At 65.9% G+C, this 16,081-nt stretch carries 12 protein-coding genes; 8 read left to right on the top strand and 4 right to left on the bottom strand.

The window, feature by feature from the left end; translation table 11 throughout:
• Positions 1-476 precede the first annotated feature (476 nt).
• From NG701_RS15490 to NG701_RS15480, 3 genes are all read left to right on the top strand, one after another.
• Entirely contained in the window at positions 477-764 is a 288-nt protein-coding gene (locus NG701_RS15490) for an HU family DNA-binding protein (protein WP_056341443.1), read from the top strand.
• A gap of 102 nt (positions 765-866) precedes the next feature.
• The gene (locus NG701_RS15485) at positions 867-3,017 is read left to right on the top strand and encodes a bifunctional copper resistance protein CopD/cytochrome c oxidase assembly protein (protein ID WP_252568681.1); all 2,151 of its coding nucleotides are present in this window, start codon (positions 867-869) and stop codon (positions 3,015-3,017) included.
• Entirely contained in the window at positions 3,017-5,053 is a 2,037-nt protein-coding gene (locus NG701_RS15480; RefSeq protein WP_252568680.1) for an NHL domain-containing thioredoxin family protein, read from the top strand. Before NG701_RS15485 ends, NG701_RS15480 begins: the two co-directional genes overlap by 1 nt.
• Before the next feature lie 196 nt (positions 5,054-5,249).
• Here the strand turns inward: NG701_RS15480 and NG701_RS15475 are convergent, their stop codons facing one another.
• From NG701_RS15475 to NG701_RS15460, 4 genes are all read right to left on the bottom strand, one after another.
• On the bottom strand, positions 5,250-5,792 hold the full coding sequence (locus NG701_RS15475; protein WP_252568679.1) for a hypothetical protein: 543 nt from the start codon (positions 5,790-5,792) through the stop codon (positions 5,250-5,252).
• A 292-nt stretch (positions 5,793-6,084) separates the two neighbouring features.
• A complete protein-coding gene (locus NG701_RS15470; RefSeq protein WP_252568678.1) occupies positions 6,085-7,077 on the bottom strand; it encodes a hypothetical protein in 993 nt (330 codons plus the stop codon).
• 130 nt (positions 7,078-7,207) lie between these two features.
• A complete protein-coding gene (locus NG701_RS15465) occupies positions 7,208-8,914 on the bottom strand; it encodes a helicase HerA-like domain-containing protein (protein WP_252568677.1) in 1,707 nt (568 codons plus the stop codon).
• A 4-nt stretch (positions 8,915-8,918) separates the two neighbouring features.
• Entirely contained in the window at positions 8,919-9,092 is a 174-nt protein-coding gene (locus NG701_RS15460) for a hypothetical protein (protein WP_374208698.1), read from the bottom strand.
• Positions 9,093-9,296: 204 nt separating this feature from the next.
• On the opposite strand from NG701_RS15460, the gene NG701_RS15455 reads away from it, so the two are divergent.
• The 5 genes from NG701_RS15455 (at position 9,297) to NG701_RS15435 (ending at position 16,081) form a co-directional block, all read left to right on the top strand.
• Positions 9,297-11,336, top strand: a complete 2,040-nt coding sequence (locus NG701_RS15455; protein WP_252568676.1) for a PxKF domain-containing protein — start codon at positions 9,297-9,299, stop codon at positions 11,334-11,336.
• Between the two features lie 209 nt (positions 11,337-11,545).
• Positions 11,546-12,535 (top strand): LLM class flavin-dependent oxidoreductase, encoded by a 990-nt coding sequence (locus NG701_RS15450; RefSeq protein ID WP_252568675.1) that lies wholly within the window; start codon positions 11,546-11,548, stop codon positions 12,533-12,535.
• Between the two features lie 148 nt (positions 12,536-12,683).
• Complete coding sequence (locus NG701_RS15445) at positions 12,684-13,760, top strand: LacI family DNA-binding transcriptional regulator (protein WP_252568674.1); 1,077 nt, start codon at positions 12,684-12,686, stop codon at positions 13,758-13,760.
• 35 nt (positions 13,761-13,795) lie between these two features.
• Positions 13,796-15,103 carry an extracellular solute-binding protein gene (locus NG701_RS15440; RefSeq protein WP_252568673.1) on the top strand — a complete coding sequence of 436 codons (1,308 nt, stop codon included), beginning with the start codon at positions 13,796-13,798 and terminating at the stop codon, positions 15,101-15,103.
• Positions 15,104-15,115: 12 nt separating this feature from the next.
• A complete protein-coding gene (locus NG701_RS15435; RefSeq protein ID WP_252568672.1) occupies positions 15,116-16,081 on the top strand; it encodes a carbohydrate ABC transporter permease in 966 nt (321 codons plus the stop codon).

The raw sequence follows: 16,081 nt of genomic DNA, 5'->3' as shown, positions 1-16,081 counted from the left end.
GGAACATCATTACGGTCGAGAGCCCCCCAACCACCAGGTTGGGGGGCTCTCCCACGTTAACCACTAAAACCAAAACACCACCCCAGGACCACAAACACCCGCCCGCCGGCGCACAGAACCAGACCCGGCAGTGAATTTGGACACGCTCACCCACTACCCGCAGCGTGCTGCGCACCCCAGGCACCCCGCCGCCGTCGGAAACCGCACCCCGAACACAGACCACTGCGAGAGCGTCACCCCGAAATGCGCAGGAAGTGCGAGAGCGTCCGCCGGAACACTGTAGGAACTGCAGGAGCGTCCGCTGTGGGCGCAATTCCCCCGCAATTCCCCTAAAATCCGGTGATTTGAGTCAAAAAGTGGCGGAAACACGCGGAATTTGCGGACCTCGCGGGCCCAAGCTGGTAAGTTTTCGAACAGTGGCTTGCACGCATGCCGCGTTCAGGCTCCAGAAATCGTGACCGTCCAGGAGGACATCAATGGCTAAGAACCGTAGTGAACTTGTTTCAGAGGTAGCAGGCAAGGCCGGCACCAGCCAGGCAGCCGTCAACTCCGTCCTCGATGCACTGTTCGAGGTATTCGAGACTTCCGTCGCCGCCGGCGAGAAGATCACCATCCCGGGCTGGCTCGCAGTTGAGCGCACCGACCGTGCAGCACGCACCGGCCGCAACCCGCAGACCGGCGAGACCATCCAGATCGCAGCAGGCCACAGCGTCAAGCTGACCGCCGGCTCCAAGCTGAAGGCTGCAGTCGCCAAGAAGAAGTAGTCTTCTTCAGCAACAGCAGCAAAGAAGCGGCAACCTCAGGGTTGCCGCTTCTTTGCTTTAAGCCGATTCGCCGCGTGGGCACCCGTAGCGGAGAATGGATAGGTGCCTTCTGCAGCAAAATCCCGTCCCACCGCACCCCAACCAGGCCCCGTCGGGGGCGCCTCGGCCCGGGGTGGCGGCGTCTTGGGGATTTCCCGGCCGTGGCAGTTCGCAGGCCTTGCAGCCCTCTTCTTGGGACTGACGGCGGCGCTCCTCTTCTCCGGCGCTTCTGCGGCCCGTGACGTCTCTGACCCGGGAGCCCTGGTCCGCTGGGGGCTTCCTGTCAGCAAGGCCATCCACAACGTGGCACTGGCGACGGTGATCGGCGGACTGATCTTCGCTGTCGGTATCCTCCCTAGATCCTCGGGTCCCCGGTCACGGAGCCACAACGGCGACGCTCCGGAACATCCGGCCTTCGCCCGGGCGCTGGCCATTGCTGCCGCTGCGGGTGCTGCCTGGACGCTGTCAGCGGTGGCCGTGCTGGTCCTCACCTACTCAGACGTCGCCGGCCAGGCCGTCGGTGGGGACGCCGAGTTCACCCGCGCCCTGGTGTACTTCATGACGGACATCGAGACCGGCCGGGCATGGCTGACAGTGACCATCATCGCGGCCGTGGTGACCACCGCGCTGTTCGGCGTCAGATCCCTGGGCGGCCTGGCGCTCACGCTGATATTGGCCCTGGCCGGGCTGGTTCCCGCCGCCCTGATCGGCCACTCCTCAAGCTCGTCGGACCACGAAGGCGCCATCAACTCCCTGGGCCTGCACCTTGTGGGCGTCAGTGCGTGGGTTGGCGGCATCGTCGTCCTGGCGTTGCTCTCCGGAATCCTGACCGGTTCGAAGCCCGGGACCGCCGCCGACATCACCGAACCGACGCTGCGGCGTTTTTCCTCCCTGGCCGGCTTTGCGTTTGTGCTCGTCTTTGCCTCCGGCGTCATCAATGCCAGCATCCGCATCACCAACTGGGGTGACCTCCTAGGCTCCCCCTACGGCCAACTGATCCTCGCAAAATCGGCAGCCACCCTGGTCCTTGGCGGCATCGGCGTGATGCACCGGCAATGGGTGATCCCCCAACTGGGCCGCAAAGGCTCGGCAATGTCCTCACGCCGCGTGCTGTGGCAGCTGGTGCTTGTGGAACTCGTCGTTATGGGAGCCACCTCCGGCATCGCCGTCGCCCTGAGCCGGTCGGCACCGCCGCAGCCCACCACGTTTGCACCGGACGCGTCGCCGGCCTTCATCCTCACCGGCTACGAGCTGCCGCCTGAACTGACGCCGGAACGCTGGCTGACGGAGTGGCGCTTTGACTGGCTCTGGGTGGCCGTGGTGCTCTTCGGGTTGGTGGCCTACTTCCTGGGCGTCGCCAAGGTGCTTCGACGCGGCGACAAGTGGCAGTGGTTCCGCGCCGTGAACTGGGTGATCGGCCTCCTGGTGCTGACGTACATCACGTCAGGGCCGCCGTCGGTCTATGGCAGGGTCCTCTTCTCCGCGCACATGGTGGACCACATGGCGCTGACCATGGTGGCCCCCATCTTCCTGGTACTCGGCGCCCCGGTGACGCTGGCCCTACGGGCCTTGCCTGCCCGCGGCGACGGCACCCGTGGGACGCGCGAGTGGCTGCTCGTGTTTATCCACTCCAAGTTCTCCCAACTGGTCACGCACCCCATCTTCGCGGCAGCCAATTTCGCGGGCTCCATCGTGCTGTTCTACTACTCCGACGCATTCGGCTTCGCTATGCGGGACCACGTGGGCCACGAGCTCATGATCCTGCACTTCTCGCTCACAGGTTACATTTTCATCCTGAGCATGATCGGCACGGACCCGTTGCCCCGCCGCGCACCCTATCCCATGCGCCTGCTTCTGCTGCTGGCGACCATGGGCTTCCACGCGTTCTTCGGCGTCGCCATCATGGGCGGCACCAGCCTGCTGGCGGCCGACTACTTCGGCAACCTTGGCCGCGCCTGGGGGCCGTCCGCTCTCCTGGACCAGCAAATGGGAGGGGCCGTGGCCTGGGGCATCGGCGAAGTCCCCACCCTCCTGGTGGCTCTTGGCGTGGCCATCATGTGGTCCCGGTCCGATCAACGGGAGACCAAGCGCGTGGATCGGGCGGCGGACAGGAATAACGACGCCGATCTCACCGCTTACAACGATATGTTTGCCAAATTGGCTGAACGCGATGCCAGATTGGCTGAACGCAACTCAAAGCTGGAAGGACGCTGATGAGCGAAACCGTACGCACCCAACTCCGGGTCCGCGCCTCCGAACTGGTGGGCCGTAACTGGCTCAACACCGGCGGCAAATCGCTGGACCTCGAAGCCCTGCGCGGCAAGATCGTGCTGCTCGACTTCTGGACCTTCTGCTGCATCAACTGCCTGCACGTCCTCGATGAGCTGCGCCCGCTCGAGGAACAGTACTCCGACGTCCTGGTCACCGTGGGCGTCCACTCGCCCAAATTTGAGCACGAAGCAGATCCCGTGGCCCTCGCCGCCGCTGTGGAGCGCTACGAGATCCACCACCCCGTCCTGGACGATCCCGAGCTGGAGACCTGGAAGGCGTACACGGCGCGCGCCTGGCCCACCCTGGTGGTCATCGACCCCGAGGGCTACATCGTGGCCCACCTGTCCGGTGAAGGCCACGCTGACGGCCTGGCCGTGCTCATCCCCGAGCTGATCGCCGAGCACGAGGCCAAGGGCACGCTGCACCGCGGCTCCGGCCCGTATGTGGCGCCGGAAGCCACCTCGGGCACGCTGCGCTTCCCCGGCAAGGCGCTGTTCCTGCCGACCGGGCGCGGTTCCGCCGGACCCGGTTCAGGCGCGCAGGGAACGTCCGACGGCGGGACCCCGGCTGCCGCGGATACCGCCACCGGGGGTTCCTGGCTGGTAACCGACACGGGCCACCACCGCCTCGTGGAACTGGGCAACGACTTCCAGACGGTGCTGCGCACCTACGGCTCCGGGACCAAGGGCCACGCTGACGGCCCGGCCGCCGCCGTCGACTCCGTCCAGCCGACCGCACGGTTCAACGAGCCGCAGGGCCTCGTGCTGCTTCCCGAAGAGGTGGCAGCGAAGGCGGGCTACGACGTCGTCATTGCAGACTCAGTCAACCACCGCCTCCGTGGACTCTCGCTCACGGACGGAACAGCCACGACGATTGTTGGGAACGGCGTGCAGCGCCTGCTGGAAACCGGCCCCGCGCGCGTGGACGAAGACGCTGCCGGTTTCACGGGACAGCTCAGCGAGCACCCGCTGGAAGTGTCCCTCAGCTCGCCCTGGGACGTCGTCTGGTCCACCAAGCTCAACGCCGTGGTGATCGCCATGGCCGGCACGCACCAGATCTTCAGCTTCGAGCCCCTCACCGGCGCCGTGGCAATTATTGCCGGCAACGGCCTGGAAGGCCTGCTGGACGGCCCCGCCCACGAGGCTTGGTTCGCGCAGCCCTCCGGCCTTGCCGAGGACGCCGACGGCAACATCTGGGTGGCGGACTCCGAAACCTCCGCCCTCCGCAAGCTGGTCATTGACGGCGGCGGCACGGTCACCGTGGAGACTGCCGTGGGCAAGGGCCTGTTCGACTTCGGTTTCCGCGACGGCCCCGCGTCCGAGGCACGCCTCCAGCACCCCCTTGGCGTCACGGTCCTGCCTGACGGCTCCATTGCCATCGCCGACACCTACAACGGTGCTGTGCGGCGCTTCGACCCCGCCGCGGGGACCGTGTCCACGCTGGCCCGCGGACTTTCCGAACCCTCCGACGTGATTGTGGACCACACGCACGCCGCGGGCTCGGAGCCGCTGCTGGTGGTGGTTGAGGCCAACAAGCACCAGCTGGTCTACGTGCCCATCCCCAAGGAAGCCCAGCAGGTGGACGAGGGGGCCTCGCAGACCCACCGGCCCAAGAGCCCGGTTGCCCCCGGGCTGCTCGAGCTCACCGTGCGCTTCACCGCACCCACCGGGCAGAAGCTCGACGACCGCTGGGGCGATCCCACGCAGCTGAAGATCTCCTCCACCCCGCCGGAGCTGCTCGTGGCCGGCGGCGGAACCTCCGTAGGCCTGCTCCGGACACTGGAACTGGCTTCCGGGATTCCGGAGGGCGTCCTGCATATCACCGCCCGCGCCGCGGCCTGCGACGGACCGGAAGATGCGGACGGCGAGATTCCCGATCACGCCGCCTGCCACCTGTACCAGCAGGACTGGGGCATCCCCGTTCTCCTGACGGACGACGGCGACACCGAGTTGGTCCTGGACCTGCGCGGAATGGACTGATCACCGCCGCCGCTGCGGCTTTGCGGCGCCGGCTTGCTGAGCCGGTGAGGAGGCTGCCTTCTGTGACCTGATGTCACGGGAGGCAGCCTTTTGCGCGCCGCGGGCTGGCCCGAACGCGGATTTCCGGGGTTAAGGCCGCCGGCCGTGGCCAAAAGCGTGCTCGGACCGGGGACTCTATGCCCTCCCGACGGCGCCGTCAGAGCTTGTGGGCCTGTTGCGTAACCGCCAACTCCTGACGTGTGCCAGCGCCGCGCCCTTCCATGGGTTGTGGTCGCTGCCGTCCTCGGGCGCGCTGCATGTGCATCACCGCAGGGCCGAAGCGGTCACCGGCAACGGGATCCACCATGCCGGCCTGTTGCTGCCACCGCAGCCCGACAGGCCCGTGGCCGCACTGGCCGATGTCCTCATCCACGCGCTGCGGTGCCTGCGCTTTGCCGAGTCCTTGGTGATGGTGGAATGTGCCGTTCAGCGGGGCGAAATGACCGTGGACTTTCTGCGGGCCCGGCTGCCAGGAAAGCGGAACGGCCCTGCGCGTGAGGTCCTGAGGTGGGTGGACCGGGGTTCGGGCTCGCTCCTGGAAACCTTGGCCCGGACCTACTTCCGGCAGGCCGGGATCCGCGTGGAAACCCAGGCCCACCTTACGCGTGTGGGCCAGGTTGATCTCCTGTTGGAGGGCTGGCTGGTGGTGGAGCTGGACGGCCGGCAACATGCCGAGTGGACCCAGGTGAAGAAAGACCATCGCCGGAACAAACGAGTCGGTGGTCCAGGGCTACACCGCGCTGCGGTACTACTACGCGGACGTTGTTTACTCGCCGGCGGATATGGTGGGGCAGGTCTTGTCAGTGCTGGCCAGGCGCCGGTAACGGCTCCCGTCACGCAGCCTTCCCGTCACACCGCCTTTCTCGTCACGCAGAGCAGGCTTTTGGCTGGTCGGCGGAGGGGGAACCCCGGAAACTCAGGGGCTGGCGCACCCAGCAGCGGCAAAGGCGTGCTGTGCGTGACACGAGGCCCGTCGGTAGCCGGGGCTAGAGCTAGTAGCTCAGGAGCGGGGTGACCCTGATGGTGTCGCCGGCGACGTCCAGGCGGGTGGTGAAGCTGAAGTCCACCTCTTCGTTGAGCGGGGACCAGGCGCCCGTGAAGGAACTCTGCTGGACCGCCTCCACCTTGGCCTTCCCGTCGAGGGGAGCAACCACCCAGCGGCCGTCGAAGGGCTCGATGGATATCTCCGGGTACTCCGTGATGGTCCACTTGATGGTGCCGTCGTCCACGTTGTTGGTGCTGGCGAAGTAGAAGGGGCAGTCCGGCTGCAGCTTTTGCTGCTTCACGGCTTCGGCGGCGCAGGTGTCCAGGAACTCCTGTACCTTCGCGCCCACATCCTTCCGCAGCTGGTCGGTGGCCTCGGTCAGCAGGTTCAACGGAGCCGCCGGGACATCGCGGGATGTCACCGTGGCGCGTGTGGCGGACGCGGCGAAGTATTCACCGTTCAGGGAGGCTTCGTATTCGCCCGGATAGAACACGGCAAACGAATTTTTGCCTTGGGGCATGTTCACCGGGACGCCGTTGAGGTTGGCTTCGCTGGCGTTGACCACCGTCAGGCCCACCGTGGGCAGCCGCGACGGCACAAACGCCCACGTGTTGAAGAACAGCCATTCCGTGCCGGTCTTCTCCAGCAGGAACTCGGTGCGAAGCCTGCTGCCATCGATTGTGTACTGCACGGGCACCATGACCTGGTTGCCGGAGCGTTCCTCGGCATCGCCGATAGTGACGTTCGCCAGCCGGGAAGAGGCCGTCTGCAGCGCTGTGCCGTCGAGCATGGCGGCGTTGCTGGGCGGCACCGTGGCCCGCAAAAGGCCCAGCGCTTTGCCGCCGTCACCCTCGTGGAGGGCGTCCAGATACTCCCGGACAGGCTGCTGTGGACTCGCCACCGTATTGTTCACCACGTTGACCCCAACGATGGCCGCGGCCACGGCAAGCATGAGGCCAAGCAGCCACCCTGCTGCCATCCTCACCAACGCCTGACTCATCTGCACTTCCCTTACGTTACCTGCAAGCCCGCTGAACACAGGTGTTGCCGCCGCCCCATGTAGCGGGGTGCGGCGGCTTTCCTGATGCCCGAAGGCGGGAAGTCCAAGGCGGGACATCGTCCGGTTTTGCCTACCGGCGGCGCCGGGACGAGGTGCCGAAGACGCCGCGGAGCAGCTCCCGGCCAAGCTGGGTGCCCAGGGAACGGACCATACTTTTCAGCCCACCGCCCAGTGCCCCACCGAGTGCTCCGGCGATGTCGCCCCCTATCCCGCCGCCGGCCGGGGCCGCAGGCTCCGGTGCACGCCGCGCGGGCGCATCAGTGCCGGCACCACGATCCGGCGCGGGACGGCTGCTGGGCCGGCCCAGGATTTCCTCTTCGATCCTTCGGGCCTCGGCGTCGACGTCGGCCTGTCCCGAACCTGGCTGCCCGGAAGTCCCCGGAACCGGGGGCTCACCCGGCACGGCTCCGCCGGTGGGAGCCGCGGCCTTGCCGGTGAGTTTCTCGTAGGCGGAGACGTTGTCCACGGCGGTCCCGTACTTGGTGAGCAATGCGGACCCGCCGACGGTGCTCTTGATGAGCTCCTCAGTGCTGGGGCCCATGACGGATTCCGGGGCGCGCAGGCGCGTGTGCGCGACCGGCGTCGGGGCGCCCTTCTCATTCATGACGGTAATGACTGCCTCGCCGATCCCCGCGGACGTAAGGGTCTCCTCGAGGTCATAATCGCTCATCGGGAACGTGGACACGGTGGCTTTCAGGGCCTTGGCGTCCTCCGGGGTGAAGGCGCGGAGGGCGTGCTGGATGCGGTTGGCCAGCTGGCCCAGGACGTCGGCGGGGACGTCTTTGGGGGTCTGGGTGACGAAGAAGATCCCCACACCCTTGGAACGGATCAGCCGGACTGTGGTGGTGATGGCGTTCAGGAAGGCCTTGGATGCGCCGTTGAACAGCAGGTGGGCCTCATCGAGGAAGAACACCAGTTTGGGCTTGTCCAGGTCGCCGGCCTCGGGGAGGTCCTCGAACAGGTCAGCCAGCAGCCACATCAGGAAGGTCGAGAACAGCATCGGCTTGGTCTGCAGCGTCGGAAGCTCCAGGCAGGTGATAACGCCGCGCCCGTCCGGGGCGGTCCGGAGCAGCTCCGCGGTGTCGAACTCAGGCTCGCCGAAGAACCTTTCCAGGCCCTGTGCCTCCAGGTTCACCAGTCCGCGGAGGATGACGCCGGCGGTGGCCTTGGACAGGCCGCCCAGTTCCTCCAGCTCGTCCTTGCCCTCGTCCGAGGTGAGGAACTGGATGACCGCGCGGAGGTCCTTGAGGTCGATCAGCTCAAGGTTGTTCTTGTCCGCAAAGTGGAAGACCAGCTGCAGGCTGGATTCCTGGGTGTCGTTGAGCTCCATAACGCGCGAGAGCAGGATGGGACCAAACGAGGTGATGGTGGCACGGACGGGAATGCCGTTGCCGTCGCCGCCCAGGGCCAGGAACTCCACCGGGAACGTCTTGCCGGCCCAGGCCTGGCCGATGCTGTCGGTGCGCGCCTTCAGCTTCTCGCTGCCGGCGGCCGCTGTGGCCAGGCCTGAAAGATCACCCTTGATGTCCGCGAGGAACACGGGAACCCCGGCAGCGGACAGCTGCTCGGCCATCATGTGCAGCGTGACGGTCTTGCCGGTGCCGGTGGCGCCGGCCACCAGGCCATGCCTGTTCATCATTGCCAGCGGCAGGCGGACTTGGGCTTCCTTATGGACTTCGCCGTCGATGATGGCGGCCCCGAGCTCGATGGTGGCACCTTCCAGGGTGTAGCCCTTCTGGATGGTGGCGAGTTTTTCTGCAGTGGTTTTGTTGGCCATGCCGCTAGCTTAGCGGGGCCGCCGGGAGATTCTTGGTGAACGCGAGAGACCTAATGATCTCCGGATCCGCCTCAAGATCGAACTTGGCCTGATACCCGGTATTGAGGTACAGATGCTTAGCTGCGGGCTGGCGGGGACCGGGGTCCGAGCAGGCTGCCAGCGCCAGCAGGGAGGTCATATCGGCTGGCTGTAGGAACTCAAAGGCGTGATTCCGCGGCCTCGGCGGGCAAAACCAAGTAGTGCGCCGGAGGGACCTTCAGAAAACGAGTACTCGCGGCAGAAAGACGGGTGGCGATTACGCGTGTGCCCGGCGGATGGCCAACCTACGGTGAGACTACGTTGCGTCCAAGGCTGGCCGCACTGCCATGAGGGAGGGCATTCCATGAACTTTTCAGCGGTAAGTCAGGACGCGGGACCGGTGAAGAAGTTGCTACGGCATGCAGGGTTGAGGGCCGCGGCCGTTGTGGCCGCCGGAAGCCTGCTGCTGGCAAGTGCCGGCGTGGTGTATGCCGACGATATTTCCAACACGCTTGATGGAAGTATCGACCCCGTTGCGGAGGTGATGGCGCTGAATGTCGGTGTCAACGGAACCACCAGCCTTCAGATTCAGCCCAGAAACAGCGACGGCGAGAATGGCTGCAACGTCAAAAACGCCTATTCGGTCACGTTGAACCTGGTGTCGAGCGACCCGTCCGTTGCAACTGTCAGCCCCGCTAGCGTCGTGATACTGGATTGTGGGGCCCCGGGTGTGTCATTGACCCTCGCACCTCTCAAGGCCGGCTCAACCACGGTGACAGCTTCCGTCGCCACCAACAACTCGCCAGGCACGTTCAACCTGGCTCCGGCAACGTTCACTGTGAACGTAACGGCTCCCGCGCCTTCCAACGCTGCGCCCGTACTGAGCATCACCGGCGTTGAAAACGGCGGATCCTACGCCAAGGGTTCCGTCCCCGCTGCCGTCTGCAATGTGACCGATGCCGAAGACGGGCCCAGCTCCTTGCCCGTTACGCTCAGCGCCATCACGGGCCCTGACGCCGCCACCGGCGTCGGATCCCAGGAAGCCAGCTGTGATTACACAGACGGCGGCGGCATCTACGTCAAGAGCTCGGTGACCTACAGCATCGTTGATGCCTCCGCCCCCGAGATCAGCTACACGCTCAGCCCCGCCACACCGGACGGCTACGACGGCTGGTACCGGAGCGAGGTCTACCTTGACTGGACCGTCACCGAGTCCGATTCACCCACCACGCTGGGCCTCGTGGGCTGCGCGGACGAGCTCATCTCCTTGGACCAGCTGCCGGGGGACTACAGCTGCTCAGCCACCAGCAGCGGAGGCAGCGCCGGCCCGGTCACCGTAAGCATCAAGAAGGACGGGACCGCGCCAACGGTCAGCTACACCAGCGCAACGGGCACCGAGGGCAACGATGGCTGGTACACCTCTGACGTCCTGGCCCTGTTCACGGCAACCGACGCAACCTCGGGCCCGGCGTCTGCAACCGGGACTGTAAGCTCCGCCGGTGAGGGATCCGCCGTCGCCGTTCTCAGCCCGGAATTCCAGGACAACGCCGGAAACACCACCCTGGCCGGCAACGCGAGCCACTCGTTCAAGATCGACAAGACAGCACCGGAAGTTTCCTACACCGGCGTGACCGGAACGGCCGGCACCAATGGCTGGTTCAGGAGCGATGTGGTGGCCACCTTCACGGGAACCGATGATACGTCGGGCCCGCTTGCCGCGACGAAGACCGTGACCTCGGAGGGCGAGGGCGAGTCGGTGGTCGTCCAGAGCCCGGCGTTCGAGGACGTGGCCGGAAACGTGACCCCGGCTGGAGCGGACCAGAGCAGCTTCAAGATCGACAAGACTGCCCCGTCCGTTGCCTTCAGCTCCACCGTGAATACCGGCTACTACGGTGCGACGGCGCCCGCGCCAACGTGCATCGCTTCGGACGCACTGTCCGGGCTGGCGGGCTGCGTGGTCAGTGGTTATGGAACCTCGGTTGGCCCGCACACCGTCACCGCCACCGCAACAGACAACGCAGGGAACCGGACCACGGTAACGCAGGATTACACCGTGCTGGCCTGGACGCTCAAGGGCTTCTACCAGCCGGTGGACATGAACGGCGTGCTGAACACGGTCAAGGGCGGCAGTACGATCCCGGCCAAGTTCGAGGTGTTCGCGGGCACGAGGGAACTGACAGACCCCGGCCTGGTGTCCTTCGCCGCAGCCAAGATCCAGTGCACGCTGGAATTCATGGATGACATTGAAGTGACGGCCACCGGCAACACCTCCCTGCGCTACGACGCCACCGCTGGCCAGTTCATCTACAACTGGAAGACACCGACGGGTGCAGGCACCTGCTATCGGCTCACCATGACGGCGGCTGATGGCAGTTTCATCACCGCGAACTTCAAGTTGAAGTAAACCGGCACAACCACAGCACCACCGCGCAGGGGTCCGGCCGTCAGGCCGGGCCCCTGCGCGCGCGCCGCCAAGTCTCCCGCGTCACCAGTGTGGGGCACCCCACCGCCGCCTGCCGAAATAACCGGAGTGCCGCCGTCGTTGTCCACAGTGCGCCCGCCGCGACCCGGCCGGCTCACCACGACGCAACGCACTGAAAGGCCGGCACTGACGTGACTCTCCCCCTCTCCATTCTTGATCTGGCAATCATCGGCAAGGGCCAGACGGCGGCGGAGAGTTTCGCGGGCAGCGTGGCCATGGCGCAGCGGGCCGAGGAGCTGGGCTACCGGCGGATCTGGTACGCCGAGCACCACAACATGGCCTCCATCGCGTCGTCGGCCACCAGTGTGCTGATCGCTCACGTGGCGGCCCACACGCAGAGCATCAGGCTGGGCGCCGGCGGGATTATGCTGCCCAACCACTCGCCGCTGACCATCGCCGAGCAGTTCGGCACCCTGGAGACGCTGCACCCGGGCCGGATCGACCTTGGCCTGGGCCGCGCCCCCGGCAGTGACCAGAACACCATGCGCGCGCTGCGCCGGGACCCGATGTCAGCAGACAGCTTCCCGCAGGACGTGCTGGAGCTGCAGGGCTACCTCACCGGCCCCACGCGGATCCAGGCCGTCGAAGCCACTCCAGGCAAGGGCACCAACGTGCCGCTGTACATCCTGGGATCCTCGCTGTTCGGCGCCCGCCTGGCCGCCCAGCTGGGCCTGCCGTACGCCTTCGCGTCGCACTTCGCCCCCACCGCCCTGCAGGACGCCGTGGCCGTCTACCGCCGCGAGTTCAAGCCGTCGGCCCAACTGGATTCCCCGCATGTTATTGCCGGCGTCAACGTGATCGCGGCCGATTCCGCGTCCGAAGCGCAGGAGACCTTCCAGGCCACCAAACGCGCCCGCGTCTCGCTGTTTTTCGGCGGCGGGCGCGAGTTCACGGACGACGAGGCGGACATGATCCTGGACTCCCCGCAGGGCCAGCACGTGTCCCAGATGATGACGTACTCCGCCATCGGCACCCCGGACGTGGTGATCGATTACCTGGATGAGTTCGCCAAGCACTCCGACGCCGACGAACTCATCGTGGCGCACCAGAACACCGGCACCGAGGCCAGGATCCGCTCCGTGGAACTGCTGGCGGAGGTTGCCGGGCTGGCCCGGGTCTAGGTCCCGCGCCACCAGCAAGCGGGGCGCGATTCGCATCTTTAGGTACGCCGGGCCCTTGACATCCGTCAGCTGAACCGGTTAAGTTGAGTCTACTGAACCGGTTCAGTGGCGCGAGTCACCGGACTCGAAACCTAAAGGGCCCCACATCATGGCAGTAACCATCAGCGACGTCGCCAACGCGGCCGGCGTCAGCAAGGGTGCTGTCTCTTATGCGCTGAACAACCAGCCCGGCGTCAGCGACGCCACCCGGGGCCGGATCCTCCAGGTCGCCAAAGAGCTTGGCTGGAAGCCGAGCCTCCGCGCCAAGGGCCTGTCCTCCGCGAAGGCCTACGCCTTGGGCCTGGTGGTGGCCCGCGATCCGAAGCTCCTCGGCACGGACCCCTTCTTCCCGGCCTTTATTGCGGGCATCGAAACCACCCTCGCCGAGCACGACTACACCCTGGTCCTGAGCGTTGCCACCGCCCCCGGCGCCGAAGAGCGGGCCTACCGCAAACTGGCCGACGGCGGCCGCGTGGACGGTGTGATCCTCACCGATGTGCGGCACAACGATTCCCGGATCGGCCTGCTGCGCGAGCTCAAGCTCCCCGCCGTGACGCTCAACAGGCCGGATGCGGACTCACCGTTCCCGGCGGTGTCCATGGATGACACGGACGGCATCACGGCCGCCGTCGAACATCTTCTTGCCCTGGGGCACGTCCGGATCGGCCATGTGGGCGGCGCCCAGGAATACATCCACGGCCGCAGCCGCCGCCAGGCCTGGGAGTCGGCTATGGCCGCTGCTGGCCTGGCCGCAGATCTGTTCGCGGAGGCTGATTTCACGGCGCCCGGGGGAGTGGCCGCCACCGCGGAACTGCTCTGCCGGCCGGACCGCCCCACCGCGATTGTCTATGCGAACGACCTCATGGCGACGTCCGGCCAGTCCTTCGCCCAGTCTCAGGGCCTGAACGTCCCGGGTGACCTGTCAGTCACCGGCTACGACAACGCAGAGTTCACCCAGTACCTCAACCCGCCCCTCACCACTATCTCCACTGACCCCATGCGCTGGGGCAGAGTTGCCGCGCAGGCCCTCCTGGACCAGCTCAACGGCACCCACTCCGGTGAGGATACGGACCTGCAGGCACCCTCCCTGCTGATCCGCGCCTCCACCGGCCCCGTCCCATCCATAACCACCAAGCCAGCCCCCCAGCAATCCCCAAAGCAAGCAAAAAAGCACACCAACCAGTAGAAGTTCCCCACCGGGACCAGTACCAAGGAGTCGCAATGAAGCGCTTTACCAAAGCCACGCGAATATTGTCAGTGGCCGCCCTGACCGTAATAGGGGCGGGCCTGGCTGCCTGCGGCGGTGGTGGCGGGGGCGGAGGTGGCGGCGCTGACTCGGCGATCTCCGCAAAGGGCCCCATCAAGATCTGGTACTCGAACAACGAGTTCGAGGTGAAGTGGGGCAAGGCGATGGTGGAGTCCTGGAACTCTGCGCACCCGGACGAAAAGATCGACGCCCAGGAAATCCCTGCCGGCAAGAGCTCCGAGGAAGTCATCGGAGCGGCAATCACCGCCGGCAACGCGCCCTGCCTGGTGTTCAACACCGCTCCGGTGGCCGTCCCGCAGTTCCAGAAGCAGGGCGGCCTGGTTGCGCTGGACGAGTTCCCGGACGGTGCCCAGTACATCAAGGACCGCACCGGTGACCTTGCGGACCAGTACAAGTCCGCGGACGGCAAGATGTACCAGCTGCCCTGGAAGTCCAATCCGGTGGTCCTGTTCTACAACAAGGACATGTTCGCCAAGGCCGGGCTCGACCCGGAGAACCCCAAGCTGGGCACCCACCAGGAACTGCTGGACACCGCCCGGACCCTGGTGTCCGCTGGGGTTGCCCCCAACGCGATCTGGCCCTCACCGGCAAGCGACTTCTTCCAGGCCTGGTTCGATTTCTACTCCTTCTATGCCGCCAACTCCGACGGCACCCCGCTGGTGAAGGACGGCAAGGCCACGTTCGACAGCGAACAGGGCAAGCAGGTGGCCACCATGTTCCAGACGCTCTACAAGGAGAAGCTCGCCTCCAAGGAGGTCTACCAGGGTGACTCGTTCCTCGAGGGCAAGGCAGCCATGTCGCTGGCGGGTCCGTGGGCCATAGCCGCTTACAAGGACAAGCTGAACTGGGGAGCCGTACCGGTCCCGGCCGCCGAGGCAAAGTCTGACACGTTCACGTTCTCTGATGCCAAGAATGTGGCCCTGTACTCCGCGTGCAAGAACCAGGGCACGGCATGGGAGGTCATGAAGTTCGCCACCAGCAAGGAACAGGACGGCAAGCTGCTCACGGACACCGGCCAGATGCCCATGCGCAAGGACCTTCCCACCATCTACCCGGACTACTTCGCCAAGAACCCCGCATACACCCAGTTCGCCGAGCAGGCGGCGCGGACCGTTGAGGTCCCCAACGTGCCCAACTCGGTAGAGGTGTGGCAGACGTTCCGCACGGCCTACGCCAAGTCTGTGATCTTCGGCAACGAGAGCATCGACACCGCATTTAAGGGCGCCGCGGACAAGATCAACCAGCTGGTAGCCCAGAAGTAGCGGTGACCACCAATGTCACTCCGCTCCCCTGAAGGCAACCCCGTCACGGGGAAACCGGCTGGTGGGACGGCGGACCGGCGGCTGGTGCCCAGGAAGCGTAAGAACTTCCTGGGCCCCCAGCCGCTGGGCCTGCTGTTCAGCGCCCCCTACATCATCTACATCCTGGGTGTCCTGGCGTTTCCCCTCGGCTACGCCGTCTATATTTCGTTCCACGATTTCTTCTTCACCGCCCCTCGGGTCAAGGTGGACCGGCCGTTCGTTGGGCTGGAAAACTACATCACCATCCTGTCCGACCCCACCGTCCAGCGCTCCTTCCTGAACATCGGCGTCTTCCTCGTCATCAACGTCCCGCTCACCGTGGGCCTCTCGCTGCTGCTGGCGAACGCCCTGAACCGTGTCACACGGCTCAAGACGTTCTTCCGGCTCAGCTACTACGTTCCGTACGTGACGGCGAGTGTCGCCGTCGTCGGTGTCTGGCTTTTCCTCTTCCAGGAGAACGGCCTGCTGAACACCGTTCTGGGGCCGCTGGCACCCACGCCGTCCTGGCTGGTGAACTCGTGGCTGGCCATGCCCACCGTCGCGCTCTACGTGACGTGGAAACAGCTGGGGTTCTTCATCCTGCTGTACCTGGCGGCGCTGCAGAACATCCCCGATGAGCTATACGAATCGGCGGCCGTGGACGGCGGCAACAAATGGGTCCAGTTCTGGAACATCACCGTCCCCGGGGTCCGCCCGGCCAGCGTGCTGGTGACCCTGCTCGCCACCATCACCGGCGCGAACCTCTTCACCGAGCCGTACCTGCTGACCGGGGGCGGCGGCCCGGACGGTGCCTCGGCCTCGCCCGTGTTCATCATGTACCAGAAGGGGATCCTGCAAGGGAATCCCGACGTCGCCGCCGCGCTGGGCGTGGTGCTGGTGATCGGTGTCCTGCTGATTGCCCTGATCCAGAAACGCCTCGTGGGCGGGAAGGAGGACTGA

This window comes from Pseudarthrobacter cellobiosi (genome assembly GCF_023913815.1).
Lineage (GTDB): Bacteria > Actinomycetota > Actinomycetes > Actinomycetales > Micrococcaceae > Arthrobacter > Arthrobacter cellobiosi.
Note: the sequence above shows the minus strand (reverse complement) of the source record. Positions and strands in the feature narration are given on the sequence as shown.